The 22,563-nt window shown below is 36.5% G+C and carries 23 protein-coding genes; 12 read left to right on the top strand and 11 right to left on the bottom strand.

The features are described 5' to 3' along the window. Nucleotides 1-19 precede the first annotated feature (19 nt). Complete coding sequence (cphA, locus tag F6K06_RS02495) at nt 20-2,734, top strand: cyanophycin synthetase (RefSeq protein WP_124147827.1); 2,715 nt, start codon at nt 20-22, stop codon at nt 2,732-2,734. A gap of 381 nt (nt 2,735-3,115) precedes the next feature. Here cphA and F6K06_RS02490 read toward each other — a convergent pair whose 3' ends face one another. The 4 genes from F6K06_RS02490 to F6K06_RS02475 form a co-directional block, all read right to left on the bottom strand. After that, nucleotides 3,116-3,259, bottom strand: coding sequence for a chlorophyll a/b-binding protein (locus tag F6K06_RS02490; protein ID WP_124147828.1), 144 nt, complete (start codon nt 3,257-3,259; stop codon nt 3,116-3,118). A gap of 212 nt (nt 3,260-3,471) precedes the next feature. Continuing rightward, nucleotides 3,472-3,615, bottom strand: a complete 144-nt coding sequence (locus F6K06_RS02485) for a high light inducible protein (RefSeq protein WP_124155088.1) — start codon at nt 3,613-3,615, stop codon at nt 3,472-3,474. Between the two features lie 212 nt (nt 3,616-3,827). Next, nucleotides 3,828-3,971 (bottom strand): chlorophyll a/b-binding protein, encoded by a 144-nt coding sequence (locus F6K06_RS02480; RefSeq protein ID WP_124145065.1) that lies wholly within the window; start codon nt 3,969-3,971, stop codon nt 3,828-3,830. A 290-nt stretch (nt 3,972-4,261) separates the two neighbouring features. After that, nucleotides 4,262-4,405, bottom strand: a complete 144-nt coding sequence (locus F6K06_RS02475) for a chlorophyll a/b-binding protein (RefSeq protein ID WP_124145066.1) — start codon at nt 4,403-4,405, stop codon at nt 4,262-4,264. A gap of 1,151 nt (nt 4,406-5,556) precedes the next feature. Between F6K06_RS02475 and F6K06_RS02470 the strand changes: the two genes are divergently transcribed. The 3 genes from F6K06_RS02470 (at nt 5,557) to F6K06_RS02460 (ending at nt 10,492) form a co-directional block, all read left to right on the top strand. Further along, nucleotides 5,557-5,952 (top strand): hypothetical protein, encoded by a 396-nt coding sequence (locus F6K06_RS02470; protein WP_124145067.1) that lies wholly within the window; start codon nt 5,557-5,559, stop codon nt 5,950-5,952. Between the two features lie 313 nt (nt 5,953-6,265). Then, a complete protein-coding gene (locus F6K06_RS02465; protein WP_287309003.1) occupies nt 6,266-9,958 on the top strand; it encodes a DUF4912 domain-containing protein in 3,693 nt (1,230 codons plus the stop codon). 372 nt (nt 9,959-10,330) lie between these two features. Continuing rightward, entirely contained in the window at nt 10,331-10,492 is a 162-nt protein-coding gene (locus F6K06_RS02460; RefSeq protein WP_287239459.1) for a hypothetical protein, read from the top strand. A gap of 234 nt (nt 10,493-10,726) precedes the next feature. Here the strand turns inward: F6K06_RS02460 and F6K06_RS02455 are convergent, their stop codons facing one another. Beyond that, a complete protein-coding gene (locus tag F6K06_RS02455; RefSeq protein WP_287309001.1) occupies nt 10,727-10,885 on the bottom strand; it encodes a hypothetical protein in 159 nt (52 codons plus the stop codon). Nucleotides 10,886-10,905: 20 nt separating this feature from the next. Between F6K06_RS02455 and F6K06_RS02450 the strand changes: the two genes are divergently transcribed. Beyond that, on the top strand, nt 10,906-11,229 hold the full coding sequence (locus F6K06_RS02450; protein WP_287308999.1) for a hypothetical protein: 324 nt from the start codon (nt 10,906-10,908) through the stop codon (nt 11,227-11,229). Between the two features lie 229 nt (nt 11,230-11,458). On the opposite strand, the gene F6K06_RS02445 is transcribed toward F6K06_RS02450, so the two are convergent. After that, nucleotides 11,459-12,262: a calcium-binding protein gene (locus F6K06_RS02445; protein WP_287239453.1), complete on the bottom strand. Its 804-nt coding sequence runs from the start codon at nt 12,260-12,262 to the stop codon at nt 11,459-11,461. A 90-nt stretch (nt 12,263-12,352) separates the two neighbouring features. Here F6K06_RS02445 and F6K06_RS02440 point away from each other — a divergent pair, with 90 nt between their 5' ends. The 6 genes from F6K06_RS02440 (at nt 12,353) to F6K06_RS02415 (ending at nt 15,840) form a co-directional block, all read left to right on the top strand. After that, nucleotides 12,353-13,351: an ATP-binding cassette domain-containing protein gene (locus F6K06_RS02440; RefSeq protein WP_124145072.1), complete on the top strand. Its 999-nt coding sequence runs from the start codon at nt 12,353-12,355 to the stop codon at nt 13,349-13,351. A 617-nt stretch (nt 13,352-13,968) separates the two neighbouring features. Beyond that, on the top strand, nt 13,969-14,094 hold the full coding sequence (locus F6K06_RS02435; protein WP_275670379.1) for a hypothetical protein: 126 nt from the start codon (nt 13,969-13,971) through the stop codon (nt 14,092-14,094). Further along, nucleotides 14,063-14,416, top strand: coding sequence for a DUF1963 domain-containing protein (locus F6K06_RS02430; RefSeq protein WP_205127372.1), 354 nt, complete (start codon nt 14,063-14,065; stop codon nt 14,414-14,416). The genes F6K06_RS02435 and F6K06_RS02430 overlap by 32 nt, the downstream gene beginning before the upstream one ends. Nucleotides 14,417-14,422: 6 nt before the next feature. After that, complete coding sequence (locus F6K06_RS02425) at nt 14,423-14,791, top strand: DUF1963 domain-containing protein (RefSeq protein WP_205127375.1); 369 nt, start codon at nt 14,423-14,425, stop codon at nt 14,789-14,791. A 41-nt stretch (nt 14,792-14,832) separates the two neighbouring features. After that, on the top strand, nt 14,833-15,621 hold the full coding sequence (locus F6K06_RS02420; protein ID WP_287239450.1) for an ABC-2 family transporter protein: 789 nt from the start codon (nt 14,833-14,835) through the stop codon (nt 15,619-15,621). 30 nt (nt 15,622-15,651) lie between these two features. Then, the gene (locus F6K06_RS02415) at nt 15,652-15,840 is read left to right on the top strand and encodes a hypothetical protein (RefSeq protein ID WP_287239447.1); all 189 of its coding nucleotides are present in this window, start codon (nt 15,652-15,654) and stop codon (nt 15,838-15,840) included. Between the two features lie 541 nt (nt 15,841-16,381). Here the strand turns inward: F6K06_RS02415 and F6K06_RS33720 are convergent. The 4 genes from F6K06_RS33720 to F6K06_RS02400 all read right to left on the bottom strand — a co-directional run bounded on the left by F6K06_RS33720 (nt 16,382) and on the right by F6K06_RS02400 (nt 19,325). Further along, entirely contained in the window at nt 16,382-16,645 is a 264-nt protein-coding gene (locus F6K06_RS33720; protein WP_338043185.1) for a Uma2 family endonuclease, read from the bottom strand. Next, on the bottom strand, nt 16,620-16,949 hold the full coding sequence (locus F6K06_RS33715) for a hypothetical protein (protein WP_353734921.1): 330 nt from the start codon (nt 16,947-16,949) through the stop codon (nt 16,620-16,622). The genes F6K06_RS33720 and F6K06_RS33715 overlap by 26 nt, the downstream gene beginning before the upstream one ends. Before the next feature lie 510 nt (nt 16,950-17,459). Beyond that, on the bottom strand, nt 17,460-17,894 hold the full coding sequence (locus tag F6K06_RS02405; protein ID WP_124145075.1) for a hypothetical protein: 435 nt from the start codon (nt 17,892-17,894) through the stop codon (nt 17,460-17,462). 3 nt (nt 17,895-17,897) lie between these two features. Further along, complete coding sequence (locus F6K06_RS02400; protein ID WP_124145076.1) at nt 17,898-19,325, bottom strand: DASS family sodium-coupled anion symporter; 1,428 nt, start codon at nt 19,323-19,325, stop codon at nt 17,898-17,900. A gap of 247 nt (nt 19,326-19,572) precedes the next feature. Between F6K06_RS02400 and cysC the strand changes: the two genes are divergently transcribed. Beyond that, the gene (cysC, locus tag F6K06_RS02395) at nt 19,573-20,169 is read left to right on the top strand and encodes an adenylyl-sulfate kinase (RefSeq protein ID WP_192901124.1); all 597 of its coding nucleotides are present in this window, start codon (nt 19,573-19,575) and stop codon (nt 20,167-20,169) included. An 815-nt stretch (nt 20,170-20,984) separates the two neighbouring features. Here the strand turns inward: cysC and F6K06_RS02390 are convergent. Then, entirely contained in the window at nt 20,985-22,160 is a 1,176-nt protein-coding gene (locus tag F6K06_RS02390) for a phytanoyl-CoA dioxygenase family protein (RefSeq protein ID WP_240038957.1), read from the bottom strand. Nucleotides 22,161-22,563 lie beyond the last annotated feature (403 nt).

Raw genomic sequence — 22,563 nt, 5'->3', positions numbered from 1 at the left:
ATAACCTTCAAATCCTCCTATGAAAATCCTCAAACTCCAGACATTACGCGGTCCAAACTACTGGAGCATCCGCCGGCATAAACTGGTGGTTATGCGTCTAGACTTAGAAGACCTGTACGAAAGATATACATCTGATATTCCTGGCTTCTACAAAGGATTAATCAAGGTACTACCAGGTCTTGTAGAGCACTATTGTTCCCCTAGAGTCAGGGGCGGTTTTCTCAGTCGTGTTGAAAAAGGGACACTAATAGGCCATGTCATAGAACACGTTGCCCTAGAACTTCAACAACTCGCCCAAATGCCAGTTGCTTTTGGTCGGACACGGGAAACATCGACTCCTGGAATATTTCAGGTAGTAATAGAATATGAACATGAACCAGCAGGTCGCTATGCTGCACGAGCAGCGGTGAGACTTTGCCAAAGTATTGTTGAGACAGGTACATATCCTGCAACCGAATTACAGCAAGATTTAGAAGACCTTAAGGAATTCAAAAGTCAGGCAGCTTTAGGGCCAAGCACAGAAGCTATAGTCAAAGAAGCAGAAGCAAGAGGTATTCCCTGGACTCAACTAGGAGCCAGATTTATGATTCAGCTTGGCTATGGTATAAATCAAAAAAGAATCCAGGCAACCCTAAGTAACCAAACAGGGATTCTTGGTGTAGAACTTGCTTGTGATAAAGAAGGCACAAAAACCATTCTCAAAGATTCTGGAATACCAGTACCTCGTGGTACAGTTATTCGCTACTTTGAAGACCTTCAAGATGCCATTGAAGATGTCGGAGGCTATCCCATTGTAATTAAGCCACTAGATGGAAATCATGGTCGTGGAATTACTATTGATGTGAGAAACTGGGAAGAGGCAGAAGAAGCCTATGATTTAGCTAGCAAGGCTTCCAAAACAAAAACAGTAATTGTAGAACGTTACTATACAGGCAAAGACCACCGAGTATTGGTAGTAAATGGTAGAGTTGTAGCTGTGGCCGAACGAGTTCCGGCCCATGTAATGGGAGATGGTAAGTCCACGGTGGCAAAACTGATTGAAGAAACTAACAGAGATCCTCAAAGAGGAGATGGACATGATAACGTTCTGACTAGAATCACCGTGGATAAAGCTGCTCTTGGGATTCTTGAAAGACAAGGATATAGCATTGATTCAATACCAAAAAAAGGAGAAATTTGCTTTTTAAGGGCAACAGCTAACCTCAGTACTGGAGGTATAGCAGTAGACCGTACTGATGAAATACATCCAGAAAATGTCTGGCTATTGTCCAGAGCTGCGAAGATTATAGGTCTAGACATAGCAGGTATAGATGTAGTTACTGAAGACATTTCTAAACCTTTGCGAGAAGTAGAAGGGGTCATAGTAGAAGTTAACGCTGCCCCTGGTTTCCGGATGCACGTCGCTCCTAGTCGGGGTCTACCTAGAAATGTGGCCGGAGCAGTAATAGATATGCTATTCCCTGGGTCTAAAAATGGCAGAATACCAATATTTTCAATTACTGGCACCAATGGTAAGACAACTACTACACGCTTGCTAGCTCACATAATGAAGCAGACTGGAAAAATAGTGGGCTATACTACTACTGATGGTACTTATCTTGGTGAATATCTAGCAGAATCAGGAGATAATACTGGACCTCAAAGTGCCCATTTAATACTCTCAGACCCAACTGTAGAAGTTGCAGTCTTAGAAACAGCACGGGGTGGTCTTCTGCGTTCAGGCTTGGGTTTTTCAGCTTGTGATGTAGGAATGGTATTAAATGTAGCTGCCGACCACTTGGGTATTGGGGATATAGATACTGTAGAACAACTAGCTCAACTCAAAAGTGTAGTTGCTGAGTCAGTAATGCCTAAAGGATATGCCATTTTGAATGCTGACGATCCATTGGTTGCTGCAATGGCAGAGAAAGTCAAAGCTCAAGTTGCTTACTTTTCAATGGAACCAAATAATCAACTTTTAGTTAAACATACAGAAGCTGGTGGTTTGGCAGCGGTTTATGAGAATGGTTATATTTCAATTATCAAAGGAGATTGGACTTTAAGAATTGAAAAAGCAGTTAATGTGCCAATCACAATGGCAGGTAAAGCTCCATTTATGATTGCTAATGCCCTTGCAGCTTGTTTGGCAGCTTTTGCTCAAGGGGTGAAAATAGAGCATATTAGAGAAGGTTTGTCAACCTTTGTGGCTTCGGTGGATCAAACACCAGGCCGGATGAATATGTTTAATATGGGAGATTATCATGCTCTTGTGGACTATGCTCATAATCCTGCTAGCTATGAAGCATTGGGTGGATTTGTCAGAAATTGGCCAGGAAAACGGATTGGTGTAGTTGGTGGGCCTGGCGATCGCCGTGATGAAGACTTTGTTTCTCTGGGTGAACTAGCAGCAGATATCTTTGATGAAATTATTGTCAAAGAAGACGACGACACTAGAGGAAGACCTAGAGGAAGTGCTGCGGAGCTAATTTCTCAAGGTGTGAAGCAGTTTTTAAATCAAGCTAAAGATTCTGAGTCAAAGGCTACTTATGAATCAATTCTAGATGAGACAACGGCTATTAATACAGCCTTAGATCGTGCCTCTTCTGGTGGCCTGGTAGTAATTTTACCAGAAAGCGTAAGTCGAGCTATCAGTTTAATAGAAGCTCGTAACCCTGTTCAGGATCTTGAATTACCTGAAAGTAGTCGAACATCCTCTAATTCCTCAGAAGAGTTAAACACTTCGATTGTATATTGAGTTAAATATCTAAAGGAAGTAAGAATAAATAAGTAATAGTTGATTCAGTCAAAAAAAATTTAATCAACTTCCTTCGATTTAAACTTCTACTGAAAAAGGGGTTGAAAGTTTTCAACCCCTTGAACTTTGTCAAAATTTGTTAGTTAGTATCTGAAAACTGGAACATCAATTTTCTGACAGTACTACCCTGAAAAACAAAACTGTTTAACTTCTATAATTCTATCGAGTAACTCCTGCAAATTTAGCGAATGTAATGTAGAGAAAAGATATAAGTAATAAAGCCAAGAATACTCTCATCTCTACTATAGAGTATACTTAATAATCTTATATCCTTGTTAACTACAAACTGTTGGTGATTTTTAATTGTTTTGTAGCCTTGAACTACATTAGACCAAGTTGAGAAAGAATACTTTGACCTGTGAAGTATTCAGTAGCTACACCAATGATAAAGCCTAACATTGCCAAGCGACCATTCCAAGTTTCTGCAAATTTGGTAAAACCTAGCTTTTGATCTTGAGTTTCCATGATGATTAACCTCTAATTAGTATAGTTAAACGTTGGTAAGTACAACAGAAAAGTTATTGAGAGCTGATTTTTAAACTTAGCTAAAACCCTTATGTAATCTAACTCTCAGGGATTTAAGTATTATTGGATATAACTCCCAAAACCCTTGTATTGCAAGGAATTTAGCCTCTTAATATTTACTTGATAAATCAGCTCTCAAAAGGAACAATTAATTACATTAAGCCAAGTTGAGAAAGGATACCTTGACCTGTGAAGTATTCAGTGGCAATACCAATGACAAAGCCTAACATTGCCAGGCGACCATTCCAAGCTTCTGCAAAATCGGTGAAGCCTATTTTTTTCTCTTGATTTTCCATGATAATTAACCTCTAATTAGTGTAGTTAAACGTTGGTAAGTACAACAGAAAAGTTATTGAGAGCTGATTTTTAAACTTAGCTAAAACCCTTATGTAATCTAACTCTCAGGGATTTAAGTATTATTGGATATAACTCCCAAAACCCTTGTATTGCAAGGAATTTAGCCTCTTAATATTTACTTGATAAATCAGCTCTCAAAAGGAACAATTAATTACATTAAGCCAAGTTGAGAAAGGATACCTTGACCTGTGAAGTATTCAGTGGCAATACCAATGACAAAGCCTAACATTGCCAGGCGACCATTCCAAGCTTCTGCAAAATCGGTGAAGCCCATTTTTTTCTCTTGATTTTCCATGACCATTAACCTCGTTTGATTTCAAGCTTATGTAATATAACTTAACGTAAAATTTTAAATATGGCAACATTACTTAATATTTTGATTCGTCATTTTTTTCGGTAAATACAACAGAAAAGTTATTGAGATAAAATCTGAATAATAACTATACCCAAATGGTTGTGACTGGGACAAAGTGAAAGGTTTACCCAGAATTAGGCAAGGAAAGCAATCTCCTAAGTTATTGAGATTACTTCCTATTATTGCAATGACGATATTCAGGCAAATGCTATATGAGAAGGAACAATTAATTACATTAAGCCAAGTTGAGAAAGGATACCTTGACCTGTGAAGTATTCAGTGGCAATACCAATGACAAAGCCTAACATTGCTAGGCGACCATTCCAAGTTTCTGCAAAGTCGGTGAAGCCTACTTTTTTATCTTGATTTTCCATGACCATTAACCTCGTGTTATTTCAAGCTTATGTAATATAACTTAACGCAAAAATTCAAAGATGACAACATTACTTAATATTTTTATCATTTTCTTTGTGGGTTTAATACCCCACCGTCTACACGGTGTTCAAAATTACTTGGGGTGAGAATCCCCATGTAATTTTCCTCCTGTCTCCTGTCTCCTGTCTCCTGTCTCCTTCTTCAATTGTCTAGACAATTAAGTAGATGGACTTCTATGTGTAATATCAATTTAATGTGAAACTGCACAGAATAAGATTGCAAGAATAATTGACTGTAGCTTAATGTAGATTAAAGACGGATAAATTAATGAATTTCACAGCCTTATCTCAAATTGCTATTACTCCGATAAAATAATTAAGTATACTGATGAGCGATCGCCGAATCTAGTCTCACATAGTATCTCTACTTATTGTCATGGTCAGTGCCACGCCAAAATATTTTTGCCAATCTATAAATTCATAATTTTAAACATCAATTATAAATAAATTGATCGGAGAAAGGGATCAAAGTAAAAAAATTCTAGTTTACTTTATACCTAAACTAAATATTTGATCTTAGACATTTGGTGCAAACTAAGTGTTTGCCCAGGTATAACAAGGGTTTGAGATTAATTATCACCAGAGGTCTATTGAATAGATATAAAATCATATCAATTAGTAAAAAAAAATCAATAATTTATAGGTGTGTAGTTAGTGGTTTATATATTATTCTGTATTTGATATTCTATATAAACTAGAATTATGAAATATTTATAGCTAATCAATTTTGGCAAATATGACAGGATTTATTGAGGTAAAATCATAGTCAAATCAGAAAAATACTAACAGTTTTTTTGAAAATTTTTAATGTATTTTCAATGTATTGAATAAGTATCAATTAATATTAACTTAATACTATCAGAACTAAATTTGGATCAAAAAAAATTGATAGGACAACAACACCATTAAAGCTACAAATAGGTGTAAACTAACTATTGAGTCCGATCGCAAAGTAATTCTTCGACTAAAGTAGCCATTTTGTCTGTTATGAATTTTTGGACACTTGTATTTATACATATTTTAGAAAATTTATACTAGCAGTGGCCTTAGTTGAGAAGACGAAAAAATTTTAGTAGGAAATAGAAAAAAATATGGAAGGTTGTACAGTTACGGATCTGAAGATTGACAGCAAAAAAAACTGTTATGTCCTTGACGCTGAAGCTATGCGACAGATACAGGAAGAAACAGCAGTTTCGACAAAATTAGAACCAGGGATATATGTAATTAGAATCCGTAGTGGTTTGTTTGGATACCGCAACGATGAAAATAATGTTGGTGAACCCATGGTTATGTTGTGGATTTATGGTGGCAAGTTCATTAATAAAAAAACTAACTTGGAGGTTGAAGCTACTTGGTCAACTTTGAATGGTGATGACGATACATTAACTTTAGAAGTAGTGCAAACAACAAACCTTTGTGCTTTTTTCTTCGATAGTTATATTGATGATAATCAAGGAGAATTGACAATTTCTATAGTTAAAATGTGAATTATTTTTTCTGAACCAAGAGTCATAAATTTCAAAAAGCACTATTGCTTTATTTTAACTTTACATATAAATAATCAATACTATATTGATCAAAATATATGTATTTAGATTGAAAAAAATCTCAGTCAAAAGCTAACTGAGGATGTAATTACAAAAATCATTCATAAGGAACTTAGCCTTCAGTTGGAAAAAAAATTAACTGTAAACTTATTAGTAAAAAACTAATAGCTGATAGGTAAATTATATTCAAGTTGAAGGCTAATTACTAAAGGTTAATTTAACCATATTTTGTCAACCTAAAAGCCAGGTAAAAATGTCTTCATCTAGCAAAAAATTATTTCAAATATCAGTAGTATTGCTAACCTTAACTGCTACTCCCAAGCCCTTAGCAGCTACTAATATATCTAATATTATCCTAGCTCAATCCGTCAACTCAAATACTGTCTACTCATTACCTGAATCCCTGCCAAGTGGTACAAAAATCAGATTACATGGCTCTAATAGTATGACAGTCATTAATCGATCACTCAAACAGCGTTACGAAGAAAAATTTCCAGACGCTCAAGTTGAACTAGCAGCAGGTGATACCAGTGAAGTATTAGAAGCACTCCGAAAAGGAGAAACAGATATAGCCGCAATAGGACGTCCATTAACTGCTCAGGAAAAAGAGCAAGGATTAGTTGAAGTTCCTATTGAGCGTGGCAAAATTGCTGTGATAGTTAGTCCTGAAAATCCATTTTCAGAAAATCTCTCATTTGAGCAATTTGCCAAAATACTCCGGGGAGAAATCACAAACTGGTCAGAAATAGGTGGGTCTCAAATCCCAATTCGCTTTCTTGATCGCCCAGAGTTTAGTGATACCAGAGAAGCTCTTAAAAGTTATGAAGTGTTTAAAAAAAGTCCATTTCAGACAGGAAGTAACACTACTCAGATATCTCAGGATGATACAGCAGCAGTCATAAAAGAACTTGGTAAAGATGGAATTAGTTATGCGATCGCCGACCAAGTCATGAATAAGGGAAATGTTCGGGTCATTCAGATGCACAAAACCCTACCAGACGATCCTCGTTACCCATATTCTCAACCCCGTAACTATATTTATAACAAAGATGCTGCTCCTCCAGAAGTTCTAGCATTTATGGGTTTAGTTACTTCTAAAATTGGTCAAGAAGTTGTGGCAGCATTAGCTCAAGAAGGGGAAACAGAATCTACTATTTCTCCTGGAGCAGCAACGACAAACAATTCAGATACTCAAACTGAGACAGCAGCAAACTCACCAGAGGTGGACTCAGGGGAAACAGATGCTGCTATTTCTCCTGGAGTGGTAACGACAAACAATTCAGATACTCAAACTGAGACAGCAGCAAACTCACCAGAGGTAGACTCAGCAGCTCCGGGGGCAGTAGTAACAGCACCCAGTCCAAATACTTCCACAGTCAATGAAGCAAACTCTTCAGAGGCAGTAGATTCATCTAGTCCCGCTCAATCAGATAGTGCACTATTACCAAATGATATCAGCCAGGAAACAGAAACAGAAGGATTCCCCTGGTGGCTCCTTTTTCTGTTAGGAATTCCTTTACTAGGAGCCTTAATTTGGGGACTACAGAGAGGGCGTGGAGGTGATTCAGCAAAAAAAGATATAGAAACTGCCACTCCAGTTGATGGAAATGAAAATAAAGAGATATCAACACCAAAAGTAGGGGTAGATACTACAGATAAAGCAACAACTCCCGCTGATGGAAATCAAACAACTCCAACAGATGGCATACCAATAGCACCAATAGCAGGAGGATTAGGAGTCGCAGGATTATTAGCAGCATGGGCAAATCACTCCAAAAATAGTGAAATAAATCTCACAGCACAACCAAATCAAAGTGGATTAGCAACTTGGTCAGTTCCACAAGCAGACAAAGATGCAGCTAAATCCCATGGAGGTCAAGAATATCAACTGCGGGTTTATGATGTCACAGATATAGACCTAGATTCACAACCTGCTCCAACTGTGCAGCAGTATGATTGCTCAGAATCAACTACAGACAAGCAAATAGATTCTTTAGTACCAGAGCATGACTACCAGACAGAAATAGGTTATGTAACTGATGATGGTCAGTGGTTAAAGTTAGCTCGTTCTGAGAAAATCAGGATATCAACACCAGAAACTGTTGCTCCAATGGATGGAGGTGACAGTACGGGAATATCAATACCAGAAGTAGGGGTAGATACTACAGATAAAGCAACAACTCCCGCTGATGGAAATCAAACAACTCCAACAGATGGTATCGGAATAGGTCAAATATTAGGAGGATTAGGAGTCGCAGGATTATTAGCAGCATGGGCAAATCGAAAACGGGAACTAAATAGTGAAATAAACCTGACATCTCATCATAATAAAAGTGCATCAGTAACTTGGTCAGTTCCACAAGCAGACAAAGATGCAGCTAAATTATATGGAGGTCAGCAATATCAACTGCGGGTTTATGATGTCACAAATATCGATCTGGACTCACAACCAGCTCACAGTACCAAGTATTATGATTCCGAAGAGTCAAATCAGCAGTGGCAAGTAGGAAATTTACTAGATGATTGCGAATATCAAGCAGAAATAGGTTATGCTACTGATGATGGTCAGTGGCTACCATTGGCTCGTTCTAACCGAGTTCGGATATCAGAATATCCTGTAGATGAAAATATAGATGTAACAAAAGAACCAGAATTATTAGGTAAAACACCAGTAAAATGGGTATTACCTCCCTGTAAAATTACTATTACTCCTGAGAATGAAGAGAATATGATGGTGGTTTGGGAAGTTCCTCAAACTGCGAAAAATGCAATCAAAGAACAGGGGGGAGAACAATACCAGTTGCGAATTTATGATGTTACAGGTATTGACTTGGATACACAGCCAGCATACAATGTACAAGCCTACGATTGTGAGGAATCTACTCAGCAAATGCAAGCACCTGTTTTTGTAAAAGAACGCGAATATCAAGCAGAAATAGGCTATGTCACTGATGATGGTGAGTGGTTAAAATTGGCTCGTTCTAATCGTATCTGGATACCTGTACCTAACTTTACTGTAGACAGTGATGAAGTAAAAAGTACACAATTAGACACAACTCCCACCACAGTAACTATTCCAGAGGAAGCATTGAAATCCAGTTGGATTACTATAGTACCTAATGATAATCAGAGTGCTTGTGTTCATTTAGTAGTTTCTCAAGCTGCTAAAGATGCAGCAAAACAACAAGGTGGAAAGCAATACCAATTGCGGATTTATGATGTTACAGATGTTGATATAGACTCACAAAAAGCTCAAAAGATACAACAATACGATTGTGAGGAGTCTATCCAGAAACAGAAAATACCTATCAATGTTGGTTCTCTTAGTTATGTTGATTATTTAGCAGAGATTGGTTATGTCACTGATAATTTGCAGTGGCTAAGGATTGTTTGTTCTGACCCACTGCGAATACCTGTTTTGACTCGAACTGATGATATTGAGGCAGTAGGAACAGTTCTTCCTGGCGAAACAGCTATTGATACAGATGTAATATCTCAAGTATCAGAAAGTGAAGAAGAAACAGCGATCGCAGCAAGCAATATTACTCCTGGTGACTGTGAGATTCAGCATCTTGTTGTCCATAGTCATAACAATTGCTATTCACTAAATGATGCACAAATCAAGGGACTGCAAGAAACGGCCGTCTCTAAAACCCTTGAACCAGGTATTTATGTTGCACGGATTAAAAGTGGTACATTTGGTTACGGTTCTAATATTTGTCCCTCTGGTGAACCATTTGTTTTACTTTGGATTTTTGGTGGAAAAGTCAAGAATAAAAAGACGAATATTCCGGTTGGGCAAACCTGGTCTACTTTGAATGGGTATCACGAAACACTAACGTTAGAGGTTTTGGAGACCACTACTTTGTATGTCTTTTTTGTTGATACTTATCCTGATGACAATAACGGAGAGCTTACTGTTTCTGTAGCTAAGTTATATTCCTAAGTAATAGGGTGGGTAAATCTCGCAATATTTATCCATCTACAATTATCTTATTAGGACTTACGCAGATACGCTATATATACTGTTCAAAACTATTGTCCAATAGTTAATTTACACTATAAATAGTGCCTTTGCGTAAGTCCTGATTATATTAGATCATGTCCGGATGATCGCTAACAGCGGTTTTCATTTTGGTAGACCACAGTAGGAGCGAATGACCATAGGACTTACGCATGAACGCTATTGGTAGGGTGTGTTAGCGATAGCGTAACGCACAAAACCCTAAATCTATATGTCAGTGCGTAAGTCCTGGACCATTTGCTAACGTAGAAGCTCTTTGCTTTGCTCCGCGACCTGAAAAGTTAATGTACTCCCATGAAATTCACCATATCCGAAAACGTAATTATCAAGAAACCTCTCCCAGCAGCAGGTATTGTTTGCTCCAATCCTCAGCGCGCTCAACGTCTAGTCAACCGTTATTTTCCTTCAGCTCAATTACATACCGACAGTTGGGGCATAGTTATCTACACAGAGTAGTTACCAGGGGCACTATATGTTTGTTGCCAGTGTACCAATGGGTGCTGGTGGATCTGGCTTTGCTTTTCTGGAAATGTATGCTGCTGAAGCTAATTATATTGTTCGCTACGGGTCTAATGATCGATATGTAACTCCAGACAATCTTAGAGACATTAATATCATTGACGAAGCTAATAACCTTTATCATTTTCTTTGTGGGTTTAATACCCCACCGTCAACGGGGGTGTTCACGCATTACTTGGGGGAGCGAATCCCCATGTAATTTTCCTCCTGTCTCCTGTCTCCTTCTTCAAGGGTTGATGCGCGATTCGGGTCTTTCTGCTTCACAATTGGGTCAGAGTCTTTTTGCTTCTCCCTTACTGGTAGACAGTCTTCGGCATCAGGCAGAATCACTGTTTTACCCAGTACAGTTAATGATTTGCCATCATGTTGAAGATTATCATGCTTATAATTACCCTGAGCTAATCGGAGAAAGGACTGATAATGTTAAAAGTCTGATTAATATCTTAGAAAGCAGTACCCAGAAAAATAGTGCCTGGGATATGGAAACTGCTGCTTTGTTTTGGCGAGCGACACAGTTTAAGAAACACGCAGTAACAGTTCTACAGTCCTTAATTAAGCATCGGGGAGAAATGACACCCTATGAAGGAGAGTATGGACGTATAGCAACAGAAATGGAACAAGTTTTTGGTCAGTTAATTTTAGATAGCTTAGTGGCCGTTTCTGTGGGTGTTTAAGGCTGACAGAGACTTTAATGCTGCTGTCAACCTAGAAAACTATGTGCGTCTTCCTTGACATGCTCCCGACGCCCGTGCTTGAGCGACAACGCGGGATTCTTCAACCCGCAAAGGAGTTGCAGTTTATACAGAGGTGATGTCCTCCCCCTGTGTTCTTATATTATAACATGGTCGCTTTCCTATACGACGTTCCCTTGCACTAGAACGCGGGACTTCTCGCTATTTTTTGTTAAAAATTAACACTAATAAACTGTGACTCTGGCAACGCTGCTATTTCTGTCGAAGTTGTGTTCAACACATATCCTAAAAGCTGATTTGTACCACTCATTTTAATCGCAGTACCCTCTAAAACACCATCATTATTTGGATCTAAATCCTGTACTGAAATATCTGCTTTGGTTAACAGTTCAAGTTCATCACTGACAAATGGTAAAATCAAATTTGTATTAATCCCAAACTCCTCAAAACTATTAAAATCTTCAAATATCAAATCAGATTTTGTCATCCCTCCTGTTAATCCAATAATATCTTCAGAAGAGTTAAAATCAGTAATAATTGCATTAGGCAATTCAACACTACTGGGAATTCCTGGAAGTAAAGAAATAACATTACTTAAATCTTGTGTTATTCCTGCTAACTCTGTTCTGAAAACATATACATCACTTCCCAAACCACCTTTATAAATATCAACACCAGCACCACCAATCAGAATATCATTACCATCTCCACCATTTAATAGATCGGCACCCTTACCTCCATACAATGTGTCATCACCAAGGCCACCATTGAGAAAATCTGTATCCTTGTTACCATGCAAAATATCATTACCACCCTCTCCAAATAACTCATCTTTCCCTTCACCACCAAAAATTAAGTCGTTGGCAGATGAACCAGTAATGATATCATCACCACTGAGAGCTAATACTCCCCCAGGAAAAGAAGTAGCTTGCTCTACTGTGAGAATCTCATTATCATCACCGTTTGTTCCCAATAAACGAGGAGAAGAGTCTGAAAAATCTGGAATAAGTACCATAACTTAGTATGCCTCCTAAAATATGCTAAATTTCTTGCTGTTCTATTTATGGCCAATGTTGCCTGTAACTCAAATTAATATTCAAAAGTTATGTCTATTATACTCGCTAAAAATCTGAGCAAAATCTACCCAGTAGCCATCAAAGAACCAGGAATTAAGGGAACATTAATTCATTTTATACGTCGCACCTACCAATATGTTAAGGCAGTTGAAGATATTACATTTGAAATAGACCCGGGGGAAGTAGTGGGATTTCTCGGACCCAACGGTGCTGGCAAAACTACTACTCTGAAAATGCTCACAGGTTTAATTCATCCGTCTAACGGTATAGTTAAAGTCGGAGATTATGTCCCCTTTGAACGCAAGAGAAAATTTTTAGAGCAAATTACCTTAGTCATGGGGCAAAAACAACAGTTAATCTGGGATTTACCAGTGTTAGACTCTCTAAAAATTAATGCTGCTGTTTATGGTCTTTCTGACAAAGAATATTACAGACGGTTGATGGAATTAACAGAGATGTTGTCCCTGGAGGGAAAGTTGAAGCAACCAGTCAGAAAATTATCTTTGGGGGAGCGGATGAAGGCAGAGTTGATGGCGGCGTTATTACATCAACCGAAAGTTTTGTTTTTGGATGAACCAACTTTAGGTTTAGATATAAATGCACAAGTGGCAGTGCGGGAGTTTTTGCAAGAATATAATCAACGTTATCAGGCAACTGTGTTATTGACGAGTCATTATATGGCTGATATTACGGCTTTATGTAAGCGCGTGTTATTGATATATCAAGGTCAGTTAATTTATGATGGCAGTTTAGATGGTTTGCTTGATCGTTTTGCTCCTTATCGAGAGGTACAAATAGAATTACTTAATCCTGTGCCTACGGATGTAGATAATTTTGAGCAACATTTATCTAATTATGGGGAGGTGGAAATGCTGGAAGGTCAGTCAGTACATTTATTGGTACGCCGGGAAAATTTAACGGCAACTGTAGCTCAGATTTTGGCAGAATTAGAAGTGCAAGATTTAACGGTGACTGACCCACCTATTGAGGAGGTCATTGGTAGAGTTTTTCGTGCAGGAAAAGTTTAATTTAAGTCAAAAGTCAAAAGTCAAAAGTTTGAAAGGTTTCAATTTTTTAAATTAATTACTAAATATCAATTAGTATTTTCTTGGTTTAGCTTGTGAGGCGATCGCTAAACTACTAATTGATCAGCTAATGTAATAAATAATCTGAATCCTTACATTTTTTAAATTAATTAGGGTTTTCTGAAAAAGTCTTTTAGTAGGAGGAGACAGGAGACAGGAGACAGGAGAAATGGGAATTAAGAGGAGGTAGAAGTAAGAATTGTCAATTTGGGATTTTTCTGCCCAACTCTTACGTATGGTGCTTTCAAGGTGATTCTGCGTAAGTCCTGTTACTTATTAATTAGGGTTTGCGTATGGAAAGTATTTTGGTAGGGGTAGGAGACAGGAGACAGGAGAAATGGAAATTATAGAGGAGGTAGTCGTAAAAATTGTCCCAAGATTTTTCTGCCATAATCATCCCAAAATACTAGCTTTATGCAGCTGTTTAGACCGAAACAGGCGCACTTTTTTAGACAAAAAAAAGCTGAAACCCATATCTGTCAGTGCTTTGATATTTAATCAGCAAGCCCTAATTACTATCCTCCAAATAGTTTATTTAATTTTTTCTACAAATAAATATTATGACTAATATTCCGCTAGAAATTCAACCCTATAAACGTGAAGCTTGGAAACCAATAACTATCGATGGAGATGGTGCTTTAACTGCTTCTAAATTTGCTGGTAAACCAAGGTTTACCAAAAGATGAACAATGGCCGAAATGTCCTCATTGCCAAAATCCTCTACAATTCTTTCTTCAGCTAAACCTTAATACCTTACCAGAAGCATTAAAAAATGAATTTGGCAGTGGTATTTTACAGATGTTTTATTGCACTAATGAAGAACTACTTTGTGATTGCGATAATGAAGGATGGGAACCATTTTCCGACATTCATTTAATTAGAATTTTTCAGCCAGAAACAGAAGCACAAGATGTAAAAATTCCTGAAAATCAAAAAGTTTTTCCTCCTAAATTAATCGTCGATTGGCAACAACTAGAAGATTATCCTAACTATGCTGAAGCAGCATAATTTGGTATAGAATTAGATGATGAATTATATGAAGATAATTTCTTAACTGAAGAGGATAGTTTCCCAATTGAAGGAGATAAATTATCCGGCTGGCCTTTCTGGATTCAGGGAATAGAATATCCTAATTGTCCGATTTGTGGTGAAAGAATGAGATTAGTTTTTCAGGTTGATTCTGACGATAATTTATCTTTTATGTTTGGGGATTCTGGTTGTGGTCATATTACTCAGTGCCAACATCATAAAAATCAAGTAGCATTTGCTTGGACTTGTTTATTATATAGCACTCAGCAGTTACTTTTTTGGTTTTTAAGTTATTATTTTACCTTACTCATCTACCGCCTTTTGATAATATTATTTTTCTTGAAATACACTTAATCAAAGCTCCTGTTTAAATTAATAGTAAATAATTAAAAACAATGAAAAAAATTATCAAAATTGCTAAAGTTTTTCTATCTACTTACTACGCCTATATGTTAGAATATAGAGCTGAACTATTCTTATGGGTATTGTCATCTTCTTTGCCTTTTATTATGATGGGAGTCTGGATAAAAGCTTCAGTAGCAGGAGAATTTGCATTAGATAAATCACAGTTTTCTCATTATTTCTTAGCTGTATTTATTGCCCGTGCAATCACACCTGTTTGGGTGATTTGGGATTTTGAAAAAGAAGTAGTTCAGGGGAAATTATCTCCTAAATTATTACAACCGATAGATCCTGTTTGGCATCATTTCTTTGGTCATATTGGAGAAAGGCTTGCTAGAGGACCTTTTATTTTAGGTTTAATATTATTATTGTTGATTCTATATCCCCGGATATTTTGGTTGCCAAGTTTGGGTGATTTTTTGTTATTTTTAATTGTAGCAGTAATGGCATTTGCATTACGATTTTTAATTCAATATACAATGGCTTTGTTTGCCTTTTGGATAGAAAGAGCTAGCGCCCTTGAGCAGCTTTGGTTTTTACCTAATATGTTTTTATCGGGAATAACAGCTCCATTAGAAGTGTTTCCAGAATCAGTGTCTCAAATAGCATTATGGACTCCGTTTCCTTATATAGTTTATTTTCCTGCTTCTATCTTAGTGGGATTGCCTGTGGATATTGGACGCGGGTTATTGATGATGTTTGCTTGGGGTGCGATATTTTTGGGATTAAATCGTTGGTTGTGGCGAAAGGGGTTAAAGCAATATTCGGGGATGGGTGCTTAATAATTAATAATTAGGGTTTGCTGAAAAAGTATGAGTGGTAGGGGTAGGAGACAGGAGACAGGAGACAGGAGACAGGATAAATTGGAATTTATAGGAGGTAGGAGCGGGCGTTTTGTAAGAATGATTTTTCTGCCCAACTATGCGCCTAAAATACGCTCCATGCATGAGCATAAAGAGGTGAAAAATTTGCACTGCAATTCGACTCCAAAAATTCTTTAGTCTTTATATGTCAATGCTTTTAGATTTAATCAGCAAGCCCTAATTAATAATTAGTTATTAATTATTAGGGTTTGCTGAAAAAGTCTTTTAGTAGGGGTAGGAGACAGGAGACAGGAGACAGGAGACAGGAGGAACGGGGAATTATAGAGGAGATAGTAGGAAGAATAGTCCCTTAATTTTTCTGCCCAACTCTTGAGCAAAATCCGCTCCTAATTGAACCATTACCACCTAAAACCTCGCACTTTTTGATACTTAAAAAGGCTAAAACTTTTATCTGTAAAGACTTTTATATTTAATCAGCAAGCCCTAATTAATAATTAATAATTAATCATTACCTCTCCTTGAAAAGAAGATGATTGACGCTTATAGCGGTTTTCATTAACATAGAATACAACTATTTCTGTAGCTTATTAAACTTTAGGTATATCTATAATTTTTACTGTAGTCAACATGAGTGAAAACCGCTATAAGGAAAATGTTTTCTTCTCTTGGTTTTAACCAGAGGTAATTATCCATTATCAATTAATGAATCCTTCCTTCTTCAACCATCAAAAACTGTAGAAACTTTCAAATTAAGCCTTCTAAATCCAGGAGATAATACTAAATCATTACCAGAAAAACTACCTACTTCTGTATAACTTGTGCCGATTAATTTTAATATTAAAATAGTTTTAGTTTCAGGGTCAACAATCCAATATTCAGGAATACCACAATCTTGATATTGAATTCTCTTCGCAATATAGTTTCTTTCTCTTTGTATCTCTCCAGGATTAACGACTTCAACAACTAACAAAGGAGGATACATAGAAAGGCGAATTATTCTGCTTTAATAATTTTTGAATATGTTCTTCTCCGATGATAGTCAAATCGGGATAGCGGTTTTTCGGCTCTCCTCTAACCTCTAATTCTAATCCTTGACCCCGTACTCGACTATGACCTAAAAGTAAGACAAATCTCAGTAACAAGAAAGTAGCAATTTCAACATTTAAACGTGATTCTGGAGGCATTTCAATTAATTCACAATTAAATAATTCACAGAGTTTTTCTGAATTGTTACTATATGATAAATATTCTTCAAAGCTTTGAAATTTATGTTTAACTTGTACCATCAGATTCACTTCTTTTGTCAAGATTGTGTGTCTGCCAGGAATCAGGAAAAAAAATAGGAAAATATATATTTTGTCGCTTGATTCAGATAAATAAGTTGATCTTACTTAGTAAGTAATAGAAAATCCGGAGGGAGATTGTTTATCAGTAAGAAGCTATGTTTTTTGATATAGCTTGAAGTAAAGGGCGCAGACATCTCAAAAGCTTAAAACTAAAACAACGCCAGATTTTTCCTTCTTCCTTCTTTCTTCTGATATAACTGATTATGCAAATATAATATTATTGACCGAAAATTTTTAGTCCCAAGCCTCCCCTTTTAAGGGGATAAAAAAAGAGAATATTCCATATTTAAAGCCTCCTTATTGCAGAGGTACTGTTAACGCAGTTCCTCCGTTAGGAGGCTAACTGATAACTGAAATAACCTACACCAATTTTTAACTTGATGAGATACATATTTTTAGAGCTTCATTGAACAAATAAATAAAATACTATAGGGATTAATTACATTGTTTTTAATCTTCCTCAATATACTCTGCTATACTTGGTAAATTTGCAACTCTAGTAGTAAGTAACTGAGGACCAGCAACAATAATTTTTATTGCATCTTGCTCTACAAGCTCAAACAGATATTCTTCTAAACTAGGTCTTTCTATTACTTCTTGAATATCTAATTCTACTTCTTTTTCTTTAGCTTTACGCTTTACCCGCTTCAAAACATCACTAGCTAGAGCGCGATAACCCTCTAACATAGAGTCTTGAAGTTTATGCAAAGGATTAGACCCTAACCAACCAGTTTGCCCCAGTTCACCAATAACATCATTAATAGAGTTATTATTAATAAAAAACACAACTCTCAATTTAGCTTGATTTTGTTGAGCTTCTGAGATTCCTTTCCACATTGCTTTATCGTAAGCATAGGGATTTGCAACCACCAACCAAATATTCATATCTTACACCCCTAGCCCAAATAAAGGCCAATAAAATTTCGCCATTGCCAAGAATATCAAAGTCCCCACTAATTTTAGCAATAAGCCACGCTTAAAAGCTTCAGCAGGCGACACATAACCACTACCAATGATAATGGCCATTACCGGGGTACTTACTGGCAACAGAAAAGCCAGACCTGATGGCAGAGTAATACCCAATGTCATTGCTCTAGGGTCTATGCCATATTTAGCTGCTAAAGCAAGTCCAACTGGCATCAAAACTGCCACAGCAGCAGCATTACTCATTCCTTCTGTCAAAATAGTAATAATCAAAACCATTGCCACAAAACAAATGAAACCAGAATTAATCCACGATCCCAATAAAATTTCTGCTAATGCTTGTGCTGCCCCTGTATCTCGTAACACTGCACTTAGAGCAATAGCACTACCATACATTAAAAAAATACCCCAGTTAACATCTTCTTCTACTTCTTGCCAACTTGCCAACCCAAAAATGAAGCTACACATCACCCCAAAGAAAGCTATTGTATCTAGTCCCCAAGCTGTTCCTCGAAAAATCCACAATAAAACTATCCCTGCCACTAATACTAATGTACCAATTTCTCTTGGTGAAATTCCTCCCAGACTTTTTGACCTAATTTTGAGAAATTTTAGGGCATTTGGTAAAGACACAACTGTACCTTTTCCTATTTGGAGTAAGATAAAATAAGCTACTGTTAACAGTAATACGACTAAAGGAATAGACCAAATAAACCATTCCACAAAACTGACATCGTATTCTCCGTTAGTGGTGCTGCGAAGAACTCCTAATGCTAGTGGTGCTCTGGCACCTCCAAGTAAAGTTGCGATACCACCAATACCACAACCCCACCCTAAAGCTAAGAATGCTGCTAGTCCAAAACGTCCACCGGGTCTAGCTCCTGCTGCTTGTATAACTTCTATCACTACTGGAAATAACATTGCCGTAACAGCGTAGGAACTAATCACAAAAGACATTACGGCTGAAAGAATTAAAATAGAGGCAATTAAAGTATTCTGGGTATTGCCAAAACGGGAAACTACTGTTAATGCTAGACGGGTACTCAGTCCTGAGCGTTGAATAGGACTAGCTAAAATAAATGCTCCTAATACAAAAAATACTGCTTTGTTGCCGAAATAGGCATAAGTTTCTGTGGCAGACATACTACCACTGAGGGGAATTAAAAATAAGACCATTAAGCCTGTGACTGCTACTGGTAAGGTATTTGTTGCCCACAGGAAAGCTGTTACCCCAAATACTGCTAAAGCTCCTTTTGCTTCTTTTTCTATTCCTGCTATTGGAAACAGGAGAATACTTACATAGATTAGTGCTGCAGCTACAAACCAAAACCAACGATACTGAGGTTGACGAGATATGCGTAACCAACTACGAAGATGTCTAATATTTTCCATTTATATGAGTTAAGTTGTGGAGATTTAATTGGCAATGCTATGAGGAATTTAAAATAGTTTTTACTGTTTCAATTATAGTTATAACTGATTGGGCTGTTATACTTTACGCTATATTTGACTTATAGCAAGTTAAACAATTATGTTATCATAGTAGATATCTTAAGTCAAGAAAATGATGAAACTTTAAATTCCTAAAATTCCTATTTTTATTCGGGATTTAAACTTTGTTTTTTATAGGATGTTGTGAATGGAAAAAATTAATCAAACTGCTGTAACAGTGTGGTTTACTGGTTTAAGCTGTGCTGGTAAAACTACTCTGAGTCTAGCTGTGGCAGAAGAGTTGCGATCGCTTGGTTATACGGTAGAAGTTCTTGATAGTACTATAGTTCGTCAAGATATTGGTAAAAGTTTGGGTTTTAGTAAAGTTGACCGAGATGAAAATATCCGCAGAATTGGTTTTTTAGCTCATCTTTTAACTCGTAATGGTGTGATTGTTTTAGTGTCTGCTATTTCTCCTTATAATCAAGTTCGGACTGAGGTTAGAAGAAGAATTGGCAATTTTATGGAAGTATATGTTAATGCACCTTTAGAAGTTTGCGAAGCGCGGGACAAAAAAGGACTTTATCAACTTGCCAGAGCTGGAGGAATTAAAGAATTTACTGGCATTGATTCACCTTATGAAGCACCTCCTCATCCTGAAGTTGAATGTCTAACTGACTTAGAAACAGTTACTGAAAGTAAGGAGAAAATTATACTGAAGATGAAGAATTTAGGTTATTTAGAACCTAGCGATCGCTCCCATATTAACGGTGATTTTGTGCGGGGGTTGCACATTATGGAATGATATTGCCAAAAATTGGTTTAGATTTTGACTAAAAATAACCATTAATTAATCATTCTAGCAATTGATTAATCCACAATCCAATTCTATCAAAAATATCAAATCATTCGTCACTGTGCAACGCCTTTGTGCGAATTTAGGAGATTTATTTAACCCAGTTTTATGACCCTAAAGTTGATTTATTTGAATCATAAAACTGAGTTTTTTGACCAGACAATATTATTTACAGCAAATTCGATATATTCCATCATGGGTGAGGTATACCTATAGGGGGCAAGTCCCGCATTGGGAACATAATATATAGCAGAAGAAAGAAGGAAGAAGGAAAAGTATTACGTTGTCTGAGTTTTAAGCTTTTGATCTATCCTAACCTTTGCTTCAACTGCTATATACCAAGACTTACCCAAAAGATGAAGTTATATCATGTCCGGTTGAATAATTAGACTTTGGTGGAAGGAAGGCAGAAGGCAGCTATGCTGGAGGCAGAAGGTTTTCTCCTATTATCACCTTAATTTTATACACGCTCCGATGCTACCGGAGATGATATTATAAACCATTTGTAAGGGTTAACGATCGTTAACCCCTACCATAATTGGTGGTTATGTGTAATACCAAGCGTGAAAAAAGAATGTTACAAATAGTTTAGCTCCTTTAGATGTGAAATAATTTCCTGAAATTACTGTAGTGTCAAAGTTTTGAGTCCTAAAAATATTACTTTTAACTTTTAACTTTTAACTTTTAACTTTTGACTTCCGTGAAACGGTATAAGTCCTATTGAGAACTGATAACTGATAGCTTATAGCTGACTGCTGAATTTACTATAATTCAGATTGATATAACTGAGTTCTTAATCTTTCTAATTCTGTCTCAATTGACTGATTTTGAGCTTCTGATAATTGAAATTTTGTTTGATAATCATATAACTGAATACGTAACTTTTCTAGTTCTGACTCAACTGTTTGAAGTTGAGGTTTTAATACAGTCAGTTCATCCTGAAATTGCATTGCCATAGGTCGTAATTTTTCTAATTCCTCCTGAAATTGTAACAGTTGATATTTTAATCTTTCTACTTCATACTGTTCGGGATTAACTTCAATTTTCTCACCATTATAAATATGATCGACGATTTTTCCTGTCATAATATTTCTCACTTCTTTCAAATGAATTCTATGTAAAAATGGATCTGAAAGTAAAGGAATATAATACATACAATCAGAGAAATAATAATGTGTTACTTGACTATATCTGGTGCGGTTTTTATCTAAAACTGGACTACCCCCATGTAGTAAATTTGCAGCCCAAATTAAAGCTTGCCCTTTCTTGACATAAAGTTCTACTTTTTTTAAACCATTATGTTCAATTAATGACTGTAAAAACTCTTCATATATGGGATAAACATCATAAGGTTTATTTTGATAACTACCTGTAATTCCTAAGTCGTTTAAATCAAATATTGGTAATTTATGACTGCCAGGATAATAATGTAGCGGACCGTTATTTGCGTCTATATCTTCAAGAGCTACCCAAACTCCACACATAAATCTAGCTGGCATTGAATTAAAATGTATACTGTCACTATGAGTAGATTGTTGAGTACCAAACTTAAAATTTAAGGTTTGAAATGGGATTGGTTCTCGCTGATAAAGTATTTTTAATAGGTTAATAATTTTGGGAGAAGTGGCAATTTTTTTTACATCTTGATTGAATGTCCAAGCATCCTGAATTCGATCGTGATAAATCCAAGCTGATTCTACTTTGCCTTTGTCTCCATATATGGGAGTTAAGTCTTTAACTATTCTATCTGTAGTTTCTGTAATATTTTCTATACCTAAGTCGTCTATGATTACATATCCTTGTTCGGCAAATTGTTTGACAAGTTTTTTTGTATCTTTGTCTAAAGTTAACTGGCTAAAAATTTGTTCAAAAAATGGCGAATCTACCAAAGGTAAATTCATCACAGGAGGAGTAAACTTTTTATCTGTTGTTTTGCTCATAATTTGTGAATAAAGAAATAAGTAAGGAGGAGCAAAAGATTATAGCAATTTTCATTAGATATCTCCAGAAAAGAGAGAGTAGGGAGTAGGGGAAAATAATTGATAATTTTTGTGCGATAATTGATTTTATTTTTGATTCTTGGAGATGTCTATTTATAGCAGGGAACAGAGAATAGGGAATAGCGGGAAAAACATTTCCCCTGATTCAGATCATCATCCACATAAGTCCTAAACTGCCTGTCTTTTGGAATAGATAGTACCAAATTCACGCCAAGGTCGTTACATTTTATATCATGTCCGGATAATTAGTGATAAAAAAACTTCCTCCTTCTTCATTCTTTCTACCCTCCTGTCTCCTGTCTCCTGTCTCCTGACTCCTTCGTCGTTTATTTATAACTGTTCA

This window comes from Okeania sp. SIO1H4, from assembly GCF_010672695.1.
Lineage (GTDB): Bacteria > Cyanobacteriota > Cyanobacteriia > Cyanobacteriales > Microcoleaceae > Okeania > Okeania hirsuta.
This window is presented reverse-complemented; position numbering and strand designations above follow the sequence as displayed.